This is a genomic window from Pseudomonas sp. R2-7-07, assembly GCF_003852355.1.
Classification (GTDB): domain Bacteria; phylum Pseudomonadota; class Gammaproteobacteria; order Pseudomonadales; family Pseudomonadaceae; genus Aquipseudomonas.
Window position 1 is genome coordinate 2,973,262 of record NZ_CP027759.1, and the last position, 21,138, is coordinate 2,994,399.

19 protein-coding genes are annotated in these 21,138 nt (G+C 62.3%); 12 read left to right on the forward strand and 7 right to left on the reverse strand.

Going from position 1 to position 21,138, the window contains the following annotated elements:
- Both xerC and C4J86_RS13465 read right to left on the reverse strand, forming a co-directional pair.
- Positions 1–915 (reverse strand): tyrosine recombinase XerC, encoded by a 915-nt coding sequence (gene xerC, locus C4J86_RS13460; RefSeq protein WP_124370754.1) that lies wholly within the window; start codon positions 913–915, stop codon positions 1–3.
- 108 nt (positions 916–1,023) lie between these two features.
- Positions 1,024–1,836 (reverse strand): M949_RS01915 family surface polysaccharide biosynthesis protein, encoded by an 813-nt coding sequence (locus tag C4J86_RS13465; protein WP_124370755.1) that lies wholly within the window; start codon positions 1,834–1,836, stop codon positions 1,024–1,026.
- Between the two features lie 412 nt (positions 1,837–2,248).
- On the opposite strand from C4J86_RS13465, the gene arnC reads away from it, so the two are divergent.
- The 12 genes from arnC to C4J86_RS13525 all read left to right on the forward strand — a co-directional run bounded on the left by arnC (position 2,249) and on the right by C4J86_RS13525 (position 15,292).
- A complete protein-coding gene (gene arnC / locus C4J86_RS13470; RefSeq protein ID WP_124362926.1) occupies positions 2,249–3,283 on the forward strand; it encodes an undecaprenyl-phosphate 4-deoxy-4-formamido-L-arabinose transferase in 1,035 nt (344 codons plus the stop codon).
- A complete protein-coding gene (gene arnA / locus C4J86_RS13475; protein ID WP_124370756.1) occupies positions 3,280–5,271 on the forward strand; it encodes a bifunctional UDP-4-amino-4-deoxy-L-arabinose formyltransferase/UDP-glucuronic acid oxidase ArnA in 1,992 nt (663 codons plus the stop codon). The genes arnC and arnA overlap by 4 nt, the downstream gene beginning before the upstream one ends.
- Positions 5,271–6,155, forward strand: coding sequence for a 4-deoxy-4-formamido-L-arabinose-phosphoundecaprenol deformylase (gene arnD, locus C4J86_RS13480; RefSeq protein WP_124370757.1), 885 nt, complete (start codon positions 5,271–5,273; stop codon positions 6,153–6,155). Before arnA ends, arnD begins: the two co-directional genes overlap by 1 nt.
- Positions 6,152–7,807: a lipid IV(A) 4-amino-4-deoxy-L-arabinosyltransferase gene (gene arnT, locus C4J86_RS13485; RefSeq protein WP_124370758.1), complete on the forward strand. Its 1,656-nt coding sequence runs from the start codon at positions 6,152–6,154 to the stop codon at positions 7,805–7,807. Before arnD ends, arnT begins: the two co-directional genes overlap by 4 nt.
- Positions 7,804–8,151 carry a 4-amino-4-deoxy-L-arabinose-phosphoundecaprenol flippase subunit ArnE gene (gene arnE, locus C4J86_RS13490; protein WP_124370759.1) on the forward strand — a complete coding sequence of 116 codons (348 nt, stop codon included), beginning with the start codon at positions 7,804–7,806 and terminating at the stop codon, positions 8,149–8,151. Before arnT ends, arnE begins: the two co-directional genes overlap by 4 nt.
- Positions 8,148–8,561: a 4-amino-4-deoxy-L-arabinose-phosphoundecaprenol flippase subunit ArnF gene (arnF, locus tag C4J86_RS13495; protein ID WP_124370760.1), complete on the forward strand. Its 414-nt coding sequence runs from the start codon at positions 8,148–8,150 to the stop codon at positions 8,559–8,561. Before arnE ends, arnF begins: the two co-directional genes overlap by 4 nt.
- The gene (locus C4J86_RS13500; protein WP_124370761.1) at positions 8,558–9,937 is read left to right on the forward strand and encodes a UDP-glucose/GDP-mannose dehydrogenase family protein; all 1,380 of its coding nucleotides are present in this window, start codon (positions 8,558–8,560) and stop codon (positions 9,935–9,937) included. Before arnF ends, C4J86_RS13500 begins: the two co-directional genes overlap by 4 nt.
- 3 nt (positions 9,938–9,940) lie before the next feature.
- Positions 9,941–11,563, forward strand: coding sequence for a glycosyltransferase family 39 protein (locus C4J86_RS13505; protein ID WP_124370762.1), 1,623 nt, complete (start codon positions 9,941–9,943; stop codon positions 11,561–11,563).
- A gap of 287 nt (positions 11,564–11,850) precedes the next feature.
- Positions 11,851–12,030, forward strand: a complete 180-nt coding sequence (locus C4J86_RS13510) for a hypothetical protein (protein WP_124370763.1) — start codon at positions 11,851–11,853, stop codon at positions 12,028–12,030.
- A 164-nt stretch (positions 12,031–12,194) separates the two neighbouring features.
- Positions 12,195–12,902, forward strand: a complete 708-nt coding sequence (locus C4J86_RS13515) for an HPP family protein (RefSeq protein WP_124362935.1) — start codon at positions 12,195–12,197, stop codon at positions 12,900–12,902.
- A 131-nt stretch (positions 12,903–13,033) separates the two neighbouring features.
- On the forward strand, positions 13,034–14,137 hold the full coding sequence (locus C4J86_RS13520; protein WP_124370764.1) for an enoyl-CoA hydratase/isomerase family protein: 1,104 nt from the start codon (positions 13,034–13,036) through the stop codon (positions 14,135–14,137).
- A 3-nt stretch (positions 14,138–14,140) separates the two neighbouring features.
- Positions 14,141–15,292: an acyl-CoA dehydrogenase family protein gene (locus tag C4J86_RS13525; RefSeq protein WP_124370765.1), complete on the forward strand. Its 1,152-nt coding sequence runs from the start codon at positions 14,141–14,143 to the stop codon at positions 15,290–15,292.
- A gap of 186 nt (positions 15,293–15,478) precedes the next feature.
- On the opposite strand, the gene C4J86_RS13535 is transcribed toward C4J86_RS13525, so the two are convergent.
- The 5 genes from C4J86_RS13535 to C4J86_RS13555 are packed head-to-tail and all read right to left on the reverse strand — an operon-like array spanning position 15,479 to position 21,036.
- Positions 15,479–16,252: an enoyl-CoA hydratase gene (locus C4J86_RS13535; RefSeq protein WP_124370767.1), complete on the reverse strand. Its 774-nt coding sequence runs from the start codon at positions 16,250–16,252 to the stop codon at positions 15,479–15,481.
- Positions 16,253–16,263: 11 nt separating this feature from the next.
- Positions 16,264–17,391: an acyl-CoA dehydrogenase gene (locus C4J86_RS13540; protein WP_124370768.1), complete on the reverse strand. Its 1,128-nt coding sequence runs from the start codon at positions 17,389–17,391 to the stop codon at positions 16,264–16,266.
- A gap of 9 nt (positions 17,392–17,400) precedes the next feature.
- Positions 17,401–18,585 (reverse strand): acetyl-CoA C-acyltransferase, encoded by a 1,185-nt coding sequence (locus tag C4J86_RS13545; protein ID WP_124370769.1) that lies wholly within the window; start codon positions 18,583–18,585, stop codon positions 17,401–17,403.
- 12 nt (positions 18,586–18,597) lie between these two features.
- Positions 18,598–19,365, reverse strand: a complete 768-nt coding sequence (locus tag C4J86_RS13550; RefSeq protein WP_124372429.1) for an SDR family NAD(P)-dependent oxidoreductase — start codon at positions 19,363–19,365, stop codon at positions 18,598–18,600.
- A 21-nt stretch (positions 19,366–19,386) separates the two neighbouring features.
- Positions 19,387–21,036 carry an AMP-binding protein gene (locus C4J86_RS13555; protein WP_124370770.1) on the reverse strand — a complete coding sequence of 550 codons (1,650 nt, stop codon included), beginning with the start codon at positions 21,034–21,036 and terminating at the stop codon, positions 19,387–19,389.
- Between the last annotated feature and the right edge of the window lie 102 nt (positions 21,037–21,138).

Genomic DNA, 21,138 nt, shown 5'->3' on the forward strand with positions numbered 1-21,138 from the left:
TTACAAATCGAAGCGATCCACCGCGCGCCGCCGCTCATTGTCGTCACGCACGTCATAGCTGGCGGTGGTCTGGATGTTGGTGTGATGGGCCAGCTTCTGCGCGATCGACAGGTCATGCTCCTCGATCACCCGGGTAATGAACGAGCGGCGAAAATCATGGGGCATGATCTTCACGCCCACCTGGTCCCCGCGCTGGCGAGCGATGTAGTAAATCGCGTGTTTAGTGATGCGTTCCCGGGTGATATGGCTGCCGCGACGGATTCGGTTGAACAGGAACGGGTCGTCCTGTTCGCCTTCCTTGAGTTGTCCGCGACGAAACTCCAGCCAGGCCTGCAGCTTGGCGAAGGCCCAGTCCGGCGCGTATTTGATCAGCTCTTTATTGCCCTTGCCGATCACGCGCAAGCTGCGCTGCTCAAAATCGACCTGCGCCAGATCAAGGTTGACCGACTCCGACTTGCGCATGCCCGAGCCGTACAGGATGCCGATCACGGCGGCATCGCGCAGGCCTTGCGGGCGCGGGTCGGCGGCGCAGACCTCCATCATTTCGCGGATCAACGTGCGGCGCAGGTTACGCCCCTGCCCCAGGCGCGTACCGGACGCGGCCTTGACCGAACGCATCTTCAACAAGTGCTCTTGGCTGATCAGACTCATCCGCCACGCTTCGTTCATCACCCCGCGAACGGCATTCACATACAGCGACGAGGTGTTCGGCGCATAGCCGTCCTCGCGCAACGCGGCGACCAGGGCGATCACCTGTTCGGGCTGCAGCAGGTGCCAGTCGATTTCTTCAAGGTTGGCGTCTTCAAAGCCCAGGCGGTCGGCGGCGTCCTGCAGCACGTAGCGCATGGTCAGCTGGCTGGAGGGCGCCAGGCGGGTGAGGTAGAGGGTCAGCGGGTTGCGGATGGACTCAGTCAAGGTAGATCAGCCTTTGGATTAAATATCACGAGCAATCTATTGATTAATCGCGATATTTATTGAATTGGCGAGGGCCGAGTCTAGCGCAATCCGGGCACTGCCATCAAATCACGGCGCCACGTCATCCTCTTCCGTGGGCTGCTGGGGTTGGGTCTGGGACTGGCTCCAGTCGGCATCCTGTTTTTTCATCAGCGCAAACCAGTGCTGACGCATGAACGCCAGGTAGCTGTCCGGCGCCTTGGCAAAATCCTTCTCGTCGCCGTAGCAGCCGGGCAGCGGTAGCTCGGTGCCCTGCTCTTTGTACTGGCTGACCAGCGCCTGCTGCGCGGCAACGCTGCAATCGGTCGGCAACGGCATGCCGCGCAGGGCGCCGGCGTCTTCGTCCCACCAGGCTGCGCCGTAACGGTCGACGCCGCGCAGGCGATACTTCTCGGACTTGCCGGCGTGCATGATCAGCTTGAATTCATTGGGGCTCACGTCGCTGGTACAGGTGCGCGAGTAGCCCACAGTCGCCTGGGTCGTGCCATCGCCCATAAGGTCGGTGACTCGGGTGGCTGCCGTGTCGAAGTGCAGCCCGGCGTCGAATTCGCACTGGCGCACATCGTCGTAAAGCATCCACACGCGCTTGGGATGCTCGCCGGTCAGCAGGTACTGGGCCGCGTAGGCAAAGGCCGACTGGGTGCCATCGTCGTCCCGCTCGCTGACCTGTTCGGCCAGCACCAGCAGGTTCTTGCCCTGGCGGTCGTCCCAGGTATAGGCAGCGACCTGCTTGCCACGTACTTCGACGCCTTCCGGCACCTGGTCAATGCTCGCCAGGGCCACGCCCTCATCGGCCCGCACTGTGGTGACACAGGCGACGCACACTAACAATCCGATCAACACCGGCCGCAACTGGCCGCGTAAAAGCTGCACGCTATTCATCCGAGTACCCTGGCAAGAGATGGCTTACTTTACCGGCACTTGAAGGGCAATGCAGAGAAGATTGTTGAATACAGGCAGTGCAGCCATCACGGGCGCCGATCACCTGAACCAAATACGTGTCAGCCCGTTCCTATTCGGCTGAACATTCACAAGGTTTAACACCTTGGCCACATAGCTGAACCCTGGCTGTCTACCTGTCAAATAAACGAGTTTTTCATCAGCCTTTCATATTCGTTGAACATTTTTGCGCTTAACCTTATAGGCATCACTTCAGAACAATCCGGGGTTTATCGACTAAGCTGTTGATTACACTTTATCTTTAGCGCCGTTTTGTCATCTGCGGGCCGTAATTTCGCCCACTAATCGCTGCTGTTTTCGCGCTCCAAGTTGCTCCAGCCGAGGTTATTAATCTTTGAAACCCTACCCCATTCATTGCGTATCGATCGTTATCCCGGTCTACAACGAACAAGAGAGCCTGCCTGAGTTGCTGCGCCGCACCACCGCCGCCTGCCAACAGCTGGCCTACGACTACGAAATCATCCTGGTGGATGACGGTAGTCGCGACAATTCGGCGCAATTGCTTGAAGACGCCGCCGCCGAAGATGGCAGCAAGGTAGTGGCGGTGATTCTCAACCGTAACTATGGCCAGCACGCCGCGATCATGGCGGGTTTCGAACAGTGCCGCGGCGAAGTGGTGATTACCCTCGACGCCGACCTGCAAAACCCGCCGGAAGAAATCCCGCGCCTGGTGGAACAAGCCGCGCTGGGCTACGACGTGGTCGCCACGGTGCGCAACAATCGCCAGGATTCGGCCTTCCGCCGCTGGCCTTCGCGCTTGATCAACCTGGCCGTGCAGCGCTCCACCGGCGTGGCCATGACCGATTACGGCTGCATGCTGCGCGCCTACCGCCGCACCATCGTCGACGCGATGCTGGCCTGCCGCGAACGCAGCACCTTTATCCCGATCCTGGCCAACGGCTTCGCCCGTCACACCACGGAGATCCTGGTGCACCACGCCGAGCGTGAACACGGCGAATCCAAATACAGCGCCATGCGCCTGATCAGCCTGATGTTCGACCTGCTCACCTGCATGACCACCACGCCGTTGCGCCTGCTGTCCATCGTCGGGTTCAGCCTGGCGGCGCTGGGCGTGCTGTTTGCCTTCGCGCTGATCGTCATGCGCCTGGCCTTCGGCGCCACTTGGGCGGGCGACGGTCTGTTCGTGCTGTTTGCGGTGCTGTTCGTGTTCACCGGTGGCCAGTTCATCGGCATGGGCCTGCTGGGTGAATACCTGGGGCGCATGTACAGCGATGTGCGCGCCCGCCCGCGTTTCTTCATTGAAAAAGTGCTGCGCAACCAACCGGCAGCACCGGCTCCCGTGGTCGTCGTCGATGGCCTGGTGTCTTCCCATACTTCTACTTCTTCTTCCGATCAGGTCCAGTCATGAGTTCAAAAGCCGTTGTATTCGCCTACCACGATATTGGCTGTGCGGGTATCGAAGCCCTGCTCGCTGCGGGCTACGACATTGCCGCCGTGTTCACCCATGCCGACGACCCCAAGGAAAACAATTTCTACGGCTCCGTCGCCCAGCTGTGCGCCCGCAACGGTATCCCGGTGCACGCCCCGGAAGACGCCAACCATCCGCTGTGGGTCGAGCGCATCGCCAAGCTGAACCCGGATTTCATCTTCTCGTTCTACTACCGCAACCTGCTCAGCGAACCGCTGCTGGCCCTCGCCCGCCAAGGCGCGTTCAACCTGCATGGTTCGCTGCTGCCCAAATACCGTGGCCGCGCGCCAGCCAACTGGGTGCTGGTCAACGGTGAAACCGAAACCGGCGTGACCCTGCACCGCATGGTCAAGCGTGCCGATGCCGGCGCGATCCTGGCCCAACACAAAGTCAGCATCGAGCGCAGCGACACCGGCCTGAGCCTGCACGCCAAATTGCGTGAGGCCGCCAGCCACCTGCTGCGCGACGCCCTGCCGCAACTGGCCCAGGGCACACTGGCTGAAACCGCCCAGGACGAAAGCCAGGCGACCTGCTTCGGCCGCCGTACCGCCGCCGATGGCAAGATCGACTGGAACAAGCCCGCCGAACAATTGTTCAACCTGGTGCGTGCCGTGACTCAGCCTTACCCTGGCGCCTTCTGCGCCGTGGGCGAGCACAAACTCATCGTCTGGCAGGCCGACGTGGCCAAAGGCAACGAAGGCCTGGCGCCGGGCCGCGTGATCAGCGTCAATCCGCTGCGCATCGCCTGTGGTGAAGACTCGCTGGTGATCAAGTTCGGCCAGCGCAACGACAACGGCCTGTACCTGGCCGGCCCGTCCCTGGCCGATGAACTGGGCCTGGTGGACGGCTCCGTGCTGCGCGGCGCCGAGTCGGGCCGCAAGCCACGCCGCACCCGCGTGCTGATCCTGGGGGTGAACGGCTTTATCGGTAACCACCTGTCCGAGCGCCTGTTGCGTGACGACCGCTATGAAGTCTACGGCCTGGACATCGGCTCCGACGCCATCGAGCGCCTGCGCAGCCACCCCAACTTCCACTATGTGGAAGGCGACATCAGCATTCACACCGAGTGGATCGAGTACCACATCAAGAAGTGCGACGTGGTGCTGCCGCTGGTGGCCATCGCCACGCCGATCGAATACACCCGCAACCCGCTGCGCGTGTTCGAGCTGGACTTCGAAGAAAACCTCAAGCTGGTGCGCTACTGCGTCAGGTACAACAAGCGCGTGATCTTCCCCTCCACGTCCGAAGTCTATGGCATGTGCCAGGACCAGTACTTCGACGAAGACACCTCCAACCTGGTGGTGGGCCCGGTCAACAAGCAACGCTGGATCTACTCGGTCTCCAAGCAACTGCTCGACCGCGTGATCTGGGCCTACGGCGACAAGGGCCTCAAATTCACCCTGTTCCGTCCGTTCAACTGGATGGGCCCGCGCCTGGACCGCCTGGACTCGGCGCGTATCGGCAGTTCCCGCGCCATCACCCAGCTGATCCTGAACCTGGTGGAAGGCACGCCGATCCGCCTGTTCGACGGTGGCGAGCAGAAGCGTTGCTTCACCGACATTGCCGACGGCATCGAAGCCCTGGCGCGCATCATCGATAACGACAAGGGCGTCTGCGACGGCCAGATCATCAACATCGGCAACCCGGAAAACGAAGCCAGCATCCGTCAGTTGGGCGAAGAGCTGCTGCGTCAGTTCGAAGCGCACCCGCTGCGCGGCAACTTCCCGCCGTTCGCCGGTTTTCGCGACGTGGAAAGCAAGGCGTTCTACGGCACCGGTTACCAGGACGTGGCACACCGCAAGCCGAGCATCGAGAACGCCAAGCGCCTGCTGAACTGGGAGCCGACCGTGGCGATGAGCGAGACTATCGGCAACACGCTGGACTTCTTCCTGCGTGAAGCAATGCTTGAAATAGCGGACAAAAAGTAATGAAGGCAGGCCTGCGCATCGACGTAGACACCTACCGTGGCACCCGTGAAGGCGTGCCACGGCTGCTCGAGTCCCTGGACGAAGCCGGGATTAAAGCGACGTTCTTCTTCAGCGTCGGGCCGGACAACATGGGGCGCCACTTGTGGCGCCTGATCCGCCCGCAGTTCCTGTGGAAAATGCTGCGTTCCAATGCCGCCGGCCTGTATGGCTGGGACATCCTGCTGGCCGGCACCGCCTGGCCGGGCAAGCCGATTGGCCGTGACCTGGGGCACTTGATGCGCCAGGCCAAGGCCGCCGGGCATGAAGTCGGTTTGCACGCGTGGGACCACCACGGCTGGCAGGCCAATACCGGGCGTTGGAGCGACGCGCAGCTGGTCGAGCAGATCCGACGCGGCGTGGATACCTTGAGCGACATCCTCGGTGAGCGGATCGACTGTTCAGCGGCCGCCGGTTGGCGCGCCGACGAGCGTGTGGTGCAAGCCAAACAAGCCTTCAACTTTCGCTACAACAGTGATTGCCGGGGCACCAGCCTGTTTCGACCGACCCTGGCCGATGGCAGCGCGGGCACCCCACAAATTCCGGTAGACCTGCCGACCTTCGACGAAGTCGTCGGGCCGGTAGTGGCTGCCAAGGACTTCAACACGTTCATCCTTGACCGGTTCAACGCGTCAAAGCTGAACGTCTACACCATTCACGCAGAAGTAGAAGGGATTCTGATGGCCCAGGATTTTCGCCAGTTGCTCGCCCAGGCGGGGCAGCGCGGCATTGATTTCCAACCCCTGAGCGCGTTATTGCCCGCAGATGTGACCACCCTGCCCCAGCAACAGCTGGTGCGCGGCGTATTGAGCGGCCGCGAAGGTTGGCTCGGAGTGCAGCAGGCATGATCCGCCGCTGGGCATTGCCCTTGCTCCTGTTGGCGTTTGGCGTGTTTTACCTGTTACCACTGGCCACCCACGGCCTGTGGATTCCGGATGAAACCCGCTATGCGCAGATCAGCCAGGAAATGCTGCTGACCGGCAAGTGGGCCGCGCCGCACTTCATGGGCATTCGCTACTTCGAGAAACCGGCGGCGGGCTACTGGATGATCGCGCTGGGCCAGGCGATCTTCGGCCAGAACCTGTTCGGCGTGCGCTTTGCGTCGGCCTTGAGCACCGGCTTGAGCATCCTGCTGGTTTACCTGATGTCGCGCCGGTTGTGGAACGACCCGCAGAAAAGCCTGATCAGCAGCGTGCTGTACATGAGTTTCGTCAGCGTGGCGATGCTCGGTGGCTACGCCAACCTGGACCCGCAGTTCACCTTCTGGGTCAACCTCACAGGCGTTGCCCTGTGGTTTTGCTTCGACAGCCGCACGCAGCGCGCCAGGTTTTGGTCCTGGGCCTTGCTCGGCCTGGCCTGTGGCATGGGCTTCATGACCAAAGGCTTCCTGGCGTGGTTGCTGCCGGTGTTGATCGCCCTGCCCTACGCCCTCTGGCAGAAACGCTCGATGGAACTGTTCAAGTACGGCCCGGTGGCGGTGGCTGCGGCGATCCTGGTCAGCTTGCCATGGGCCCTGGCCGTGCACCTGCAAGAGCCGGATTACTGGCACTTCTTCTTCTGGCATGAGCATATCCAGCGCTTTGCCGGTGAAGACGCGCAGCACGCCGAGCCGTTCTGGTATTACCTGCCGTTGCTGGTGGCGTTCACGCTGCCCTGGGTTGCGCTGTTGCCGTCCAGCCTCAAACATGCGTGGCTGGACCGGCGCCTGCCGAACACCGCGTTCCTGTTGCTGTGGCTGCTGATGCCCCTGGCATTTTTCAGCCTGGCCAAAGGCAAACTGCCCGCCTACATCATGCCGTGCCTGCTGCCCCTGGCCTTGCTGATGGGGTCGACCTTGAGTGACAAACTCGTTCAAGGCCGTGGCCGCGTGTTGCGCATCAACGGTTGGCTGAACCTGGTGATTGGCGTACTCGCCCTGCTGGCACTCGGTTGGTTCCAACTGAAGAAAACGGTGTACGTACCGGGTGAGGAAACCCTCAGCCTGATGCTGATATTCACCTGCCTGGCCGGCTGGATCCTGGTCAATCTGCTGCAGGCAGCCCGCCCGCTGAAACTGTGGGCCGCGCCGCTGATCGGCAGTGCCTTGCTGGTTGCCCTGGTGCCCGCCGCGCTGCCCCATTCGGTGGTTTATAACAAGACCCCGGACCAGTTCATCATCGATCATGCCGAAGAACTCAAGCCTTCCATTGCGCTGTTGAGCAACGACCTGGGCGCCTCCGCTGCGCTGTCGTGGCGCCTGAAACGGCCCGACATCACGCTCTACAACACCTCTGGCGAGGTGAAATACGGCCTGGCTTATGCGGACACCGCCCAGCGTCTGGTCGACCGCAATCGAATCCAGGCCTGGATGGCCGAAACCCGCCGCAGCGGCGCCGTCGGCGTGGTGATGCGCGTCAACAGCCAGGGCGAAAAGGAAGAACTCGCCCTGCTGCCCGCGGACGGCAAGCGCTATGCGCAGGGCAACATCGTAATCCTGATTTTCCCGCAGGTCGCGCAATGATCACCCTGCTTCTGTTACTCAGCGCCTGCCTGCTCACGTGCGCGGGCCAGGTCTCGCAGAAATTTGCCGTGGAAAGCTGGCGTGAATTGCCCGACGGTTGGGCGCTGAAGCTGCGCTCACCGTGGTTGTGGTCGGCGCTGGTGTGCCTGGGCCTCGGTTTGCTGGTGTGGCTGCTGGTGTTGCAGCGCCTGGAAGTCGGGATTGCGTACCCCATGCTCAGCCTGAATTTTGTAGTGGTCACGCTGATGGCGCGCTTTGTGTTTGCTGAACAGATTGATGGCCGCCACTGGCTGGGCGTGGTGCTGATCATTGCCGGTGTTGTGCTGCTGGGGCGCCAGGTATGAGCAGGATGCGCGGTTTCGCCCTGGCCCTGGGCAGTGTCGGCCTGGTCAGCGCGGCCCAATTGGGCATGCGCTGGAGCATGACGCGCCTGCCGTTGCCGGAGGCGTGGTTGAGCGCCTTGAACAACGCCAGCCTCGACCTGAACGCCCTGGGCGTGGTGGTCCTGGCGATCATCGCCTATGCACTGTCGATGCTCTGCTGGCTCGGCGCGCTGAAGCACTTGCCCCTCGGGCGCGCTTACTCGCTGCTGAGCATCAGCTACGCGCTGGTGTACCTGCTGGCCGCCTGCCTGCCGGTATTCAACGAACACTTTTCGCTTGCAAAAACCCTGGGGGTGGCCTTGGTCATCCTCGGCGTACTGGTTATCAACTCTCGTCGTGCTAGCACCTCAAGTCCCAGGAATACCCCATGAAAATCAGTGTATTTGGTAGTGGTTACGTCGGCTTGGTACAGGCCACCGTATTAGCCGAAGTCGGTCACGATGTTATTTGCATGGACGTTGACCGGAGCAAGGTCGAGTCGCTGCAGAAGGGCCATGTGACGATCTTCGAGCCGGGCCTGGCGGCCATGGTCAAGGAAAACCTGGAAAGCGGACGCCTGCGTTTTACCTACGACGAAAAACTCGCCGTCGAGCATGGTGAGGTGCTGTTCATTGCGGTGGGTACGCCGTCGGATGAGGACGGTTCGGCCGACCTGAAATACGTGTTGTCGGTGGGTGACGCAGTGGCGCGCCATCGCGTGGCGCCGGTGATCCTGGTGGAAAAGTCCACCGTGCCAGTGGGGACCGGCGACACCCTGCGCGATCATATGCACAAAAAGCTGCACGCAGCGGGCCGTGAGCTGCAGTTCGATATCGTCTCCAACCCGGAGTTTCTCAAGGAAGGCTCTGCCGTGGCCGACTGCCGTCGCCCGGATCGCATCATCATTGGCTGCGAGCGCGAAGAAGTGCGGGAGATCATGCGTGACCTGTACGCGCCGTTCAACCGCAACCATGACCGCATCATCTTCATGGATGTGCGCAGCGCCGAACTGACCAAGTACGCCGCCAACTGCATGCTCGCCACCAAGATCAGCTTTATCAACCAGATCGCCGAGCTGGCCGAACACCTGGGCGCCGACATCGAAGCCGTGCGCCTGGGTATTGGCGCCGACTCGCGCATCGGCTACCACTTCATTTATCCCGGTTGCGGCTACGGCGGCTCCTGTTTCCCCAAAGACATGCGCGCCCTGATCCACAGCGCCAAGCAGGCCAACTGTTCCAGCGACCTGCTGGAAGCCGTGGAAGCGATCAACCAGCGCCAGAAAAGCAAATTGTTCGAGCGCATCAACGCGTTCTTCAAAGGCGACCTGCGCGGCAAGACCTTCGCCCTGTGGGGCCTGGCCTTCAAGCCCAACACCGACGACATGCGTGACGCGCCGAGCCGCGTACTGATGGAAGCCTTGTGGGCCGCCGGCGCCAATGTACGTGCGTTCGACCCCGAAGCCATGCAGGAAACCCAGCGCATCTATGGTGACGACCCACGACTGATGCTGATGGGCACGCCGGAGTCCACCCTGGGCGGCGCCGATGCGCTGGTCGTCTGCACCGAGTGGCAGCAATTCAAGGCGCCGGATTTCGACCTGATCCACCAGCGCCTGAAAACCCCGGTGATCTTCGACGGCCGCAACCTGTACGACGGTGAGCGCCTGACGCGCAAAGGCTTCAAATACTTCCCGATTGGCCGTGGTGACTCGTGCGAGTTGCCGATCCCCCAGCAAAACTGGGTGCAACAGGCCAAGGCAGGCTGATCAGTGCACAAGGTTCACCCGCCCCTGCTCACGCTAACGCTCCGTCGACAGTCACTGGGTTTGGGGCTGTTGGCGCTGCTGCTGTTCATCGCGGGCAGCTGGCACCAGGCGATTATCGGCTTCGACTCGCGCTTCGTGGTATTTGCCCAGGAGATGCTGCGCCATGGGCCGGGCTTCTTTCCCACCACTTACGGCCAGCCGTATGCCGATTACCTGGCCACCTCGACCCTGCTGACCTGGCTGCTCTCCCTGCCTATCGGCCAGGTCACCAGCTTCACCGCGTGGCTGCCCAGCGCTGTGGCTTCGGCGTCCATCGTGGTGCTGGTCTATCGGCTCACCGCGCCCTACTCCCCGCGCTGGGGTCTGCTGAGCATCGCAATGTTGCTGCTCAGTAGCACCTTTATCAGCCAAACCCGCGCCGTCTCTCTGGACCAGATGCTCGCGGCCGTGACCCTGGCGGTGTTCTACCTGGGTTATGCCCATGAGCATTTTGCTGCGGCCAAACGCCTGCACTGGGTGTTTGCGCTGTTGATGCTGGGGTTTGCGATTCGCGGGCCGATCGGCCTGGTGATTCCTACCGGGGTGCTGTGCAGCTATTACCTGATCAACCGTCAATGGCGTCAGTTGTTCAGCTTCGGGCTGTTGGCGCTGGCGTTGCTGGCGGCGTGTATCGGTCTGCTGTTGCTGCTGGCCAAGCTCAGCGGTGGCGAAGACTTCATGCGTGAGGTGATTCGCATGCAGTTTCTGGGGCGCATGGATGGCAGCGAAGGCTCTGGCGGCGTGCTGTATTACTTCACCAGTTCCCTCGGCAACTACGCCCTGGCCTATCCGGTGGCGCTGCTGGTGCTGCTGGCCGTGCTGAGCGGCGGCCGCCGAGCGCCAGACCCGGCGTTGAAGCTGGTGCTGTACTGCGCGGCGGCGGGTGTGCTGGTGATGCTTGGCTTGTCGGTACCCCAGGCAAAAAAGGCGCGGTATATCCTGCCGATGCTGCCGATGGCGGCGATCATTGCCGCGTATCCGTTTCAGGTCGCCCAAGGCCGGCTGTTCAGCGGGTTGCGCGGTTTGATGCTGGCGCTGTGGACGCTGCTGCCGGCGCTGTTGGCGGTGGGCCTGATCGTTGCGCGACGGCGTTACCCGCAACTGCTGGCCGATCTCGGGCTCATGTTTGGCGTACTGGCGGTGCTGCAGGTATTGGCATTGCTGGCACTGTTCCAGGCTCGACTGCGCCCGGTCGGTCCGGCATTCGCCGCAGTCATGGCACTCTGGACGACTTACATCATGGTGGTCGAACCCTTGGAGCGCAGCCTTTACGACACCCGTACGTTCACCCTGGCGGCCAAGGAGCAGATCCTGCAACAACCGGCGCCATTGGTCTTGCATGCGTTGGGCAAAGACGCAAAAGCCATCAAGTTCATGGTCAACTTCAATTGCGACAAGGTTCCGCTGTTTACCCAGTTGCCCATCGAGCTCCAGCCTGTTCAGGCGCCCGCCTGGCTGGTGATGAGCCAGGCCGACTTTAACAGCCTGACTGACCCACGCTTGCGCGCGCTCACGCCGACGCTCACCGGGGCGTTCGATATGACCCCCTACGTGTTGTTGCACCTGGAGAAAAAAGCACCTCTCTGAGTGTGTTTGCAGCCGTCAGGTAAGAAAAACGCCCGCTTATAAACCCCCTGGGCGTTTTTCATCATAATCACCGAGAAACCCCCTACAGTGCTTTGCGTAACGGCCGCTGAACTTTGCCTTCCGGTGCCTGGAGCCCGACTGTAGACTCGTTTGCAAGGGCATTAACTATCTACCACCCGTATCAAGGGCTGCCTGTAACAGCCCTGGTCAGGGACCTGCATAACAACAAGGAGGGCAATGCCGTGCGAGAGGATAGGTTATCTGTAGCCGCGCCGAGACTGGATCGGTTGAGGGGTTTACGTGACGCGCTGGTAGCGTTGAAGGGGCCGCTGGCCGACGAACCAGGCCTGCAGGCGAACCTGCAAAAACGCCTGTTCAATGAAGAAGTCGACAGCCTTGTACTGGGCAAGATCTGCACGCCCGCCGCCCATAACACCGATCGGATTTTTTTTGACGAAGCCCCTTAAGTACATAATTTTTGCATTCAACCCTCATTAATATGCATTGGCGCCGCTGCAACTCAGTTGGCACACTGTTCGGGTTCCTTCCCCCAATGTTGGAACTTTCAAGGGCTTTTCCGGGAAACCAGGCAGGCCTTTTTTTTCGCCTTCAGTTTCAGGACCCCTCTTCAATGCTCGCTCGCTGGTTACCTGCTGCCATCAATACCCGTCCTTCCGAATGGAGTCGCGCCGCTATCGGCATGGCCTTGGGCACGCTGCTCAGTGTCTGGGTGTGTGCCCAGGTGTTCGGCATGGAAGTCGCCCTGCACCTGCTCGGCCCGCTGGGGGCGTCGGCGGTGCTGCTGTTTGCCGTGTCGTCGGGGGCGCTGGCGCAACCCTGGTCGATCATGGGCAGCTATCTGTGTGCTGGCGTGGTGGCGTTGCTCGTGGCGCGAGTGTTGGGACGCACCCTGGGCAGCGCTTGCCTGGCGGCGGGCATGACGGTCGTGCTGATCTGCTGGCTGCGCTGCCTGCATCCCCCGGCCGGCGGCCTGGCCATGACGCTGGTACTGGCCGACCCTGCCTCCATCGCCCTCGGCTGGCACGAGCTGGCACCGGTCATGCTCGGCGCCGCTGCCCTGCTGGCGTGTGCGCTGGCCTACAACAATGCCACCCGCACGCGTTATCCCAAGGGACAAGCCGAGCCGGTACCTGTCATGCTCGGCAGCGCTCCGGTGACCGACCCGGCCATCACCGCCGCCGACCTCAAGTTGGCATTGGCCGACATGGAGCAGTTCTTCGACGTCGAGCCCACGGAGCTGGAGCAATTGATTCATGCCGCCGAAGGCCATGCGCGACGGCGCAGTATCGGCGAAGTCCTGGCCAGTCGCGTAGTTTGACGCGTTGTGCATAAATGCAACAACGACCTGCAGGATTCCGGGTTGTAGGCGGCAAATTTGCGCTGGTAGGATCACGCGATAGTTCGCCCGCGAACATCTTGATAAAGAACAATAAAAGCAGGGAGTTAGTGATGACTGCTCAGGTGTCCTCCGAAGCACGCCACACCGATATTCAGCAGGAAGCAGTACTGAGTGAGGTGCGTAACCATATCGGTTACCTCACCCTCAACCGCCCCGCCGGCTTGAATGCCATCACCCTGGACATGGTGCGTCTGTTGACGACGCAGCTGCAGGCCTGGGCTGATGATCCGCTTGTCTACGCCGTGGTGCTGCGCGGTGCCGGCGACAAGGCCTTCTGTGCCGGCGGCGATATCCGTTCCCTGTACGACAGTTTCAAGCGTGGCGACACTCTGCATGAAGACTTCTTCGTCGAGGAATACGCGCTCGACCTGGCCATCCACCATTACCCCAAACCCGTGCTGGCCTTGATGGACGGCTTCGTGCTCGGCGGTGGCATGGGCCTGGTACAGGGCGCCGACCTGCGTGTCGTGACCGAGCGCAGCCGCCTGGCGATGCCGGAAGTGGCCATCGGCTATTTTCCGGATGTGGGTGGCAGCTACTTCCTGCCGCGTATCCCAGGCGAGCTGGGGATTTACCTCGGCGTCACCGGGGTGCAGATCCGTGCGGCGGACGCGCTGTACTGCGGCCTGGCCGATTGGTACCTCGACAGCGCCAAACTGACGGAGCTTGGGCTCGCGCTCGACAGCCTGCAATGGCGCGATTCGCCCCTCAAGGACCTGCAAGGCGTGCTCGCCAGGCTCGCTGTACAACAATTGCCGGATGCGCCGCTGGCGGCCTTGCGTCCGGCCATCGACCATTTCTTCGCCTTGCCGGACGTGCCGAGCATGGTCGAGCAGCTACAGCAAGTTACCGTCGCCGACAGCCACCACTGGGCGCTGACCACCGCCGCCCTGATGCAGACCCGCTCGCCCCTGGCCATGGCCGTCACCCTGCAGATGCTGCGCCGTGGGCGCCACCTGCCGCTGGAACAGTGCTTTGCCCTGGAGCTGCATCTGGACCGCCAGTGGTTCGCACGCGGCGATCTGATCGAAGGGGTTCGCGCCCTGATCATCGATAAAGACAAGAACCCGCAGTGGAACCCGCCCACCCTGCAAGGGCTGGGCGCCGATCACGTCGACAGCTTCTTTCGCGACTTCACGCAGATTGAGAAATAAGCCATGCAAGATCTTGAATACACTGAAGAACAAGTGATGATCCGCGACATGGCGCGTGATTTTGCCCGAGGTGAAATCGCACCCTACGCCCAGGCCTGGGAAAAGGCCGGCTGGATCGACGACGCGCTGGTGGCCAAGATGGGCGAGCTGGGCCTGCTCGGCATGGTGGTGCCGGAAGAATGGGGCGGCACCTACGTGGATTACGTCGCCTATGCCCTGGCCGTGGAGGAAATTTCCGCCGGGGATGGCGCCACGGGCGCACTGATGAGTATCCATAATTCAGTGGGTTGCGGCCCACTCCTCAACTACGGCACAGAGGCGCAGAAACACACCTGGCTGGCCGCGCTCGCCAGCGGCCAGGCCATCGGTTGCTTCTGCCTGACCGAGCCCCAGGCCGGTTCTGAAGCCCATAACCTGCGCACCCGCGCCGAACTGCGCGACGGCCAGTGGGTGATCAACGGTGCCAAGCAGTTTGTCAGCAATGGCAAGCGCGCGAAGTTGGCCATTGTGTTTGCCGTGACCGACCCGGAGCTGGGCAAGAAAGGCCTTTCGGCGTTCCTGGTCCCCACGGATACGCCGGGCTTCGTGGTCGACCGCACCGAACACAAGATGGGCATTCGCGCGTCGGACACCTGCGCCGTCACCTTCAACCAATGCACAGTGCCCGAAGCCAACCTGCTGGGCGAGCGCGGCAAAGGCCTGGCCATCGCCCTGTCCAACCTGGAGGGCGGGCGCATCGGCATCGCTGCCCAGGCCTTGGGCATCGCACGTGCCGCCTTTGAAGCGGCGCTGGCCTATGCCCGTGACCGGGTGCAGTTCGACAAGGCGATCATCGAACACCAGAGCGTGGCGAACCTGCTGGCCGACATGCAAACCCAACTGAACGCCGCACGCCTGCTGATCCTGCACGCCGCACGCCTGCGTAGCGCCGGTAAGCCATGCCTGTCGGAAGCGTCCCAGGCCAAGCTGTTCGCCTCGGAAATGGCCGAAAAGGTCTGCTCGAAGGCGATGCAGATTCATGGCGGGTATGGGTATCTGGAAGACTATCCGGTGGAACGTTACTACCGGGATGCGCGGATCACGCAGATTTACGAAGGCACCAGCGAGATTCAGCGGATGGTGATTGCCAGGGAGTTGAAGAACTATCAGCTCTAACTGATACACCATAGTAACTGTGGGAGGGGGCTTGCTCCCGATGGCGGTGGATTGATCGTTCCCACGCTCTGCGTGGGAATGCCACCTGGGACGCTCCGCGTCCCGCTAACGATGGCCACGGGTGACGCAGAGCGTCACGGGCTGCGTTCCCACGCGGAGCGTGGGAACGATCTTGACTCTCCACAGCTACTTGTCTTTGAAGTCCGGTGCGCGCTTGGCCACAAACGCCGCCATCCCTTCCTTCTGATCCTGGGTCGCAAAAGCCGCATGAAACACGCGGCGCTCAAAACGCACGCCTTCGGACAGGCTCACTTCAAACGCGCGGTTCACGCTTTCCTTGACCATCATGCTGATCGGCACCGATTTGCCGGCGATCAGCGTGGCCACTTTCAACGCTTCGTCCAGCAGCTCGTCAGCAGGCACGATGCGCGCAACGATGCCGCAACGTTCGGCTTCTACAGCATCGATAAAGCGCCCGGTCAGGCACATTTCCATGGCCTTGGCCTTGCCCACCGCACGGGTAAGCCGCTGAGTACCGCCCATGCCCGGCAGCACGCCCAGGTTGATCTCGGGCTGACCAAACTTGGCGCTGTCGCCCGCCAGGATGAAGTCGCACATCAGCGCCAGCTCGCAGCCACCACCGAGGGCGAAGCCGTTCACGGCGGCAATGATCGGCTTGCGGCGGTTGGCCACGCGGTCGCTGTCGCTGAACAGGTCGTCCAGGTAGATCTGCGGGTAGGTCAGCTCAGCCATTTCCTTGATGTCGGCGCCGGCGGCGAAGGCTTTCTTCGAGCCGGTCAGCACGATGCAGCCGATTTCCGGATTGGCTTCCAGGCCATCCAGCGCCTGGTTCAACTCGCTGACCAGTTGGGCGTTCAAGGCGTTCAGCGCCTGCGGGCGGTTGAGGGTAATCAGCCCGACGCGGCCTTGGACTTCGAGCAAAATAGTTTCGTAACTCATGTATCGGCTCCTTAAAGATTGCGTGAGATGACCATGCGCTGGATATCGCTGGTGCCTTCGTAAATCTGGCAGACCCGCACATCGCGGTAGATCCGCTCCAGCGGGAAGTCGCTCAGGTAACCGTAACCGCCCAGGGTTTGCAAGGCGGCCGAACAGACTTTCTCGGCCATTTCCGAGGCGAACAGCTTGGCCATAGAGGCCTCGACCAAGGCCGGTTTGCCGCTGTCACGCAGGGCTGCCGCGTAATGGACCATTTGCCGGGCGACGGCAATTTGCGTAGCCATGTCGGCTAGGCGAAAGGCCACGGCCTGGTGTTCGATCAGCGCCTTGCCGAAGGTTTCACGCTCGCGGGCGTAGTCGCGGGCCGCTTCAAAGGCGGCGCGGGCCATGCCCACCGATTGTGCGGCAATGCCCACGCGCCCGCCTTCGAGGTTGGCCAGGGCGATCCTGTAGCCCTCGCCCTCCTCGCCCAGACGGTTGGCGACCGGCACCTTCACGTCTTCAAACAGGATCTGGCAGGTATCCGATGCGTGCTGCCCCAGCTTGTCCTCGACCCGCGCCACGGTATAGCCCGGCGAGTCGGTGGGAACGATAAACGCACTGATGCCGCGCTTGCCCGCCGCCGGGTCAGTGACCGCAAACACAATCACCACGCCGGCGTTTTGCCCGGAGGTGATAAATTGTTTGCAGCCGTTGAGCACGTAATGATCACCGTCAAGGCGTGCGCGGGTTTTAAGGCTGCTGGCGTCGGAACCGGCCTGGGGTTCGGTCAGCGCAAAGGCGCCGAGCATGGCCCCGCTGGCCAGGGGCTTGAGGAACTGGTCTTTCTGCTGGTCATTGCCAAATTTGAGGATCGGCACGCAACCCACCGAGTTGTGCACGCTCATGATGGTCGAGCAGGCCCCGTCGCCGGCGGCGATTTCTTCCAGGGCCATGGCGTAGGCCAGGTAACCCGTGTCGCAGCCGCCCCATTGTTCCGGTACCAGCATGCCGAAAAAGCCCAGTTCAGCCATTTCACCGACGGCTTCCTTGGGAAAGCGATGCTCGCGGTCCCATTCGGCGGCGAACGGTTTCAGACGCTCCTGGGCAAACTGCCGGGCCGCGTCGCTGATTTGCAGTTGTTCGTCATTAGGCAGCATGGTCAGTCCTTAATACAGGCATTCAACGGCCATGGCCGTGGCTTCACCACCGCCGATGCAGATGGCGGCGACCCCGCGCTTGAGGCCTTTCTGGCGCAGGGCCGAGAGCAAAGTCACCAGGATGCGCGCGCCCGAGGCGCCGATCGGGTGGCCCAGGGCGCAGGCGCCGCCGTGCACGTTGACCTTGCTGTGGGGAATCTCCAGTTTGCTCATGGTCACCAGGCTGACCACCGCGAACGCTTCGTTGATCTCGAACAGGTCGACATCGTCCAGGTTCCAGCCGGTTTTGCTCATCAACTTACGGATCGCGCCGACAGGTGCCACCGGAAACAGCCCCGGCTCATCGGCGAACGCCGCATGCCCATGAATCACCGCCAACGGCTTGAGGCCGCGTTGCCGTGCATCGGACTCACGCATCAACAGCAGCGCCGCCGCGCCATCGGAGATCGAGCTGGAGTTGGCTGCAGTCACCGTGCCGCCTTCGCGAAAGGCCGGTTTCAGGCTGGCGATCTTGTCCAGCTTGGCCTTGGGCGGCTGTTCGTCATGCAGGATGGTTTTTTGCTCTTTGCCGACAGTGACCTGTACCGGGACTATTTCGGCGGCAAAACTGCCGTGGGTGATGGCTTCCTGCGCACGCGTCAGCGAGGCAATCGCAAAGGCGTCCTGGGCTTGCCGGGTAAAACCGTGGTGCTCGGCGCAATCTTCAGCAAAGGTGCCCATCAGGCGCCCCTTGTCGTAGGCGTCTTCCAGGCCGTCGAGGAACATGTGGTCGAGCACCTTGCCGTGGCCCATGCGATAACCGCTGCGGGCGCGGTCGAGCAGGTACGGCGCGTTGGACATGCTCTCCATGCCGCCGGCAATCACCACGTCGACGCTGCCGGCGCGCAACGCGTCGTGGGCCAGAATTGTCGCCTGCATGCCGGAACCGCACATCTTGTTGAGCGTGGTGCAGCGGGTGGCTTTGTCCAGCCCGGCACCCAGCGCTGCCTGGCGTGCCGGCGCCTGGCCGAGGCCAGCGGGCAGCACGCAGCCAAACAACACCTCATCGACGGCGTCGCTGGCGATACCCGCGCGCTCCACGGCCGCACGAATCGCGGCGGCGCCCAATTGCGGTGCGGTCAGGCCCTTGAGGTCGCCCTGGAACCCGCCCATGGGCGTGCGCACGGCGCTGACGATAACGATAGGATCGTTCATGAAGAGACCTCCTTACTTGGCAGCCATACGCAAGGCACCGTCAAGACGGATCACCTCGCCATTGAGCATGCTGTTTTCAATGATATGCCGCACCAGGGCTGCATATTCGGCGGGTTTGCCCAGGCGCGGCGGGAACGGCACGCCGGCGGCAAGGGAATCGCGGACTTCCGGGGTCATGCCGGCCATCATCGGGGTTTCGAAAATGCCGGGCGCGATGGTCATCACCCGAATACCGAAACGCGCCAATTCCCGTGCGGCCGGCAAGGTGAGGCTGGCAATCGCGCCCTTGGAGGCGGCATACGCGGCCTGGCCGATCTGCCCGTCGAACGCCGCCACCGAAGCGGTATTGATGATCACACCGCGTTCGCCATCGGCATCCGCAGATGTTTCGGCGATAGCCGCCGCAGCCAGGCGCAGCAGGTTGAAGCTGCCGATCAGGTTGACGTTGATCACCTGGGCGAAGCTGGCCAGGGCGTGCGGGCCGTTTTTACCGAGGATTTTCTCACCGCGCACCACACCGGCGCAGTTGACCAGGCCATGCAACCCGCCAAAAGCGGCAACGGCGGCCTGCACAGCCGCTTCGGCAGCGGCTTCCTGGCTGATATCCGCCACGGCGCTGCGGGCGTTGTCGCCAAGCTGCCGGGCCTTGGCTGCGACAGCGTCGGCGTTGAGGTCTACCAGCATGACTTTGGCACCCGCTGCGACCAGCATGTCGGCAGTGGCCGCACCGAGGCCCGAAGCGCCGCCGCTGACCACAAATACCTTGTTTTCAATCTGCATCATGGTTTTCCTTTTAAAGGGTCACGCCACGGCCGCCTGGGCCTTGGCGATTTCCTGATTACGCAAAATAAAACGTTGCAGCTTGCCGCTGGGGGTCTTGGGCAAGTCGCTGACGAATTCGATTTCTCGCGGGTACGCATGGGCCGCCAGGCGCTGGCGCACATGCAGGCGCAATTCTTCGGCGAGTTCCGGAGTAGCGCGGTACTGCTCGTTGATCACCACGAAGGCTTTCACCAGCTCGGTGCGCTCCGGGCAGGGCTTGCCGACCACGGCGGCCTCGACCACGGCCGGGTGTTCGACCAGAGCGCTCTCTACGTCGAACGGCCCCACGCGATAGCCGGAGGTGGTAATCACGTCATCACTGCGCCCGACAAAACTGATGCTGCCGTCCGGGTTGAGCTCCACGGTGTCGCCGCTGAGGTAGTACTTGCCGACAAAGGCTTTGGTGTTGACGCCTTCATACCCGGCGAACCAGCACATCGGCGATTGCTCGCGGTCGATGGCGAGAATGCCGGGCTGACCGGCGGGCAGTTCCTGGTGATTGTCGTCCAGTACGACGATGCGATGCCCAGGCGAGGCGAACCCGGCCGAGCCGATGTGTACCGGATGCGCCAGGCCGTGGTGATTGCACAGCACCATGCCCAGTTCGGTCTGCCCGTAGTGATCGTGGATGGTCACGCCAAGGTTGTCGGCGAACCAGCGGATAACCTCGGGGTTCAGGGGCTCGCCGGCGCTGCTGACGATGCGCAGCTTGCCCTTGATCGAACGGGCGAACGGCTCGCCGCCGGCAATCAACAGTCGATACGCAGTGGGCGAACCGGTGAGGTTGGTGATGCCGTATTTGTTGATGATCCGGCAGGTGCTTTCCACGCTGAAGGGACCATCGTAGAAGGTGATCGGATGCCCCAGGGACAGCGGCCCGGTCACGCCGAAATAAATGCCATAGGCCCAGCCCGGATCGGCCACGTTCCAGAACGCGTCTTCTGGGCGCAGGTCCACCGCGTCGCGGGTGTAGCTCTGGAACGCGACAATCGCCTTGAGCGGCACCGACAGGGCTTTGGACGGGCCGGTGGTGCCCGAGGTGAACATCAGCAGGAAGGGCTCGTCGCCCCCCAGCAGCACGGGCTCGCAGACGTTCGAGTGGTTGGGCAGTTCGGCCCAGAAGCTGAAATCGCCGCGTACCAGGCCTTCGCCCTTGGCCCCGCTGACCGTCACGATGGTGGGGCAGCCGTCCACGTCGGTGAGCTTGGGCCGGTTCACGGCATCGGTGACGACCAGCGCGGCGCCGGAACTGTTCAGGCGATGCTCAATCGCCTTGGGCCCGAACGCCGTAAACAACGGTTGATAGACCGCGCCGATACGCCAGGTGGCGAACACCACCACCAGCAGTTCGGCTGTGCGCGGCAACAGGCCGGCGACCTTGTCGCCGCGCTTGACGCCCTGGGCCAGCAGGAAATTGGCGAAGCGTGAGGCCTGGTCCTGCAGCTCGCTGAAGGTGACCGTGGCGCTGCGCCCGTCCTTGCCCTCCCAGAACAGCGCAATACGCCCAGGCACTGCGTGACGGTCACAGCATTCCACACAGGCGTTGAGCGCCTGCAGGTTGCCGGCCAGGGCGGCGTCGACGGTGTGCTGGTAATCGAACTCGGTGGTGGCGGCCAGGTAATCACGCATCGCTTCAGTTCCTTGTGTGTTGTTGTTTTAAGGACACTTTCCAGGCGGTCAATCGCCCTCAAATAGTCGCTCTGCAGCGGCGCTACGAGCAATGGTCAAAGC

Excerpts from the sequence above, each read along its gene's own strand:
- C4J86_RS13540 (WP_124370768.1), bottom strand. The coding sequence starts at position 17,391 with ATGCTGCCTAATGACGAACAACTGCAAATCAGCGACGCGGCCCGGCAG.
- C4J86_RS13525 (WP_124370765.1), top strand. The coding sequence starts at position 14,141 with ATGCAAGATCTTGAATACACTGAAGAACAAGTGATGATCCGCGACATG.
- C4J86_RS13500 (WP_124370761.1), top strand. The coding sequence starts at position 8,558 with ATGAAAATCAGTGTATTTGGTAGTGGTTACGTCGGCTTGGTACAGGCC.
- C4J86_RS13550 (WP_124372429.1), bottom strand. The coding sequence starts at position 19,365 with ATGCAGATTGAAAACAAGGTATTTGTGGTCAGCGGCGGCGCTTCGGGC.
- C4J86_RS13515 (WP_124362935.1), top strand. The coding sequence starts at position 12,195 with ATGCTCGCTCGCTGGTTACCTGCTGCCATCAATACCCGTCCTTCCGAA.
- C4J86_RS13465 (WP_124370755.1), bottom strand. The coding sequence starts at position 1,836 with ATGAATAGCGTGCAGCTTTTACGCGGCCAGTTGCGGCCGGTGTTGATC.
- arnT (WP_124370758.1), top strand. The coding sequence starts at position 6,152 with ATGATCCGCCGCTGGGCATTGCCCTTGCTCCTGTTGGCGTTTGGCGTG.
- C4J86_RS13520 (WP_124370764.1), top strand. The coding sequence starts at position 13,034 with ATGACTGCTCAGGTGTCCTCCGAAGCACGCCACACCGATATTCAGCAG.
- C4J86_RS13535 (WP_124370767.1), bottom strand. The coding sequence starts at position 16,252 with ATGAGTTACGAAACTATTTTGCTCGAAGTCCAAGGCCGCGTCGGGCTG.
- arnA (WP_124370756.1), top strand. The coding sequence starts at position 3,280 with ATGAGTTCAAAAGCCGTTGTATTCGCCTACCACGATATTGGCTGTGCG.
- arnE (WP_124370759.1), top strand. The coding sequence starts at position 7,804 with ATGATCACCCTGCTTCTGTTACTCAGCGCCTGCCTGCTCACGTGCGCG.
- C4J86_RS13545 (WP_124370769.1), bottom strand. The coding sequence starts at position 18,585 with ATGAACGATCCTATCGTTATCGTCAGCGCCGTGCGCACGCCCATGGGC.
- C4J86_RS13555 (WP_124370770.1), bottom strand. The coding sequence starts at position 21,036 with ATGCGTGATTACCTGGCCGCCACCACCGAGTTCGATTACCAGCACACC.
- arnF (WP_124370760.1), top strand. The coding sequence starts at position 8,148 with ATGAGCAGGATGCGCGGTTTCGCCCTGGCCCTGGGCAGTGTCGGCCTG.
- arnD (WP_124370757.1), top strand. The coding sequence starts at position 5,271 with ATGAAGGCAGGCCTGCGCATCGACGTAGACACCTACCGTGGCACCCGT.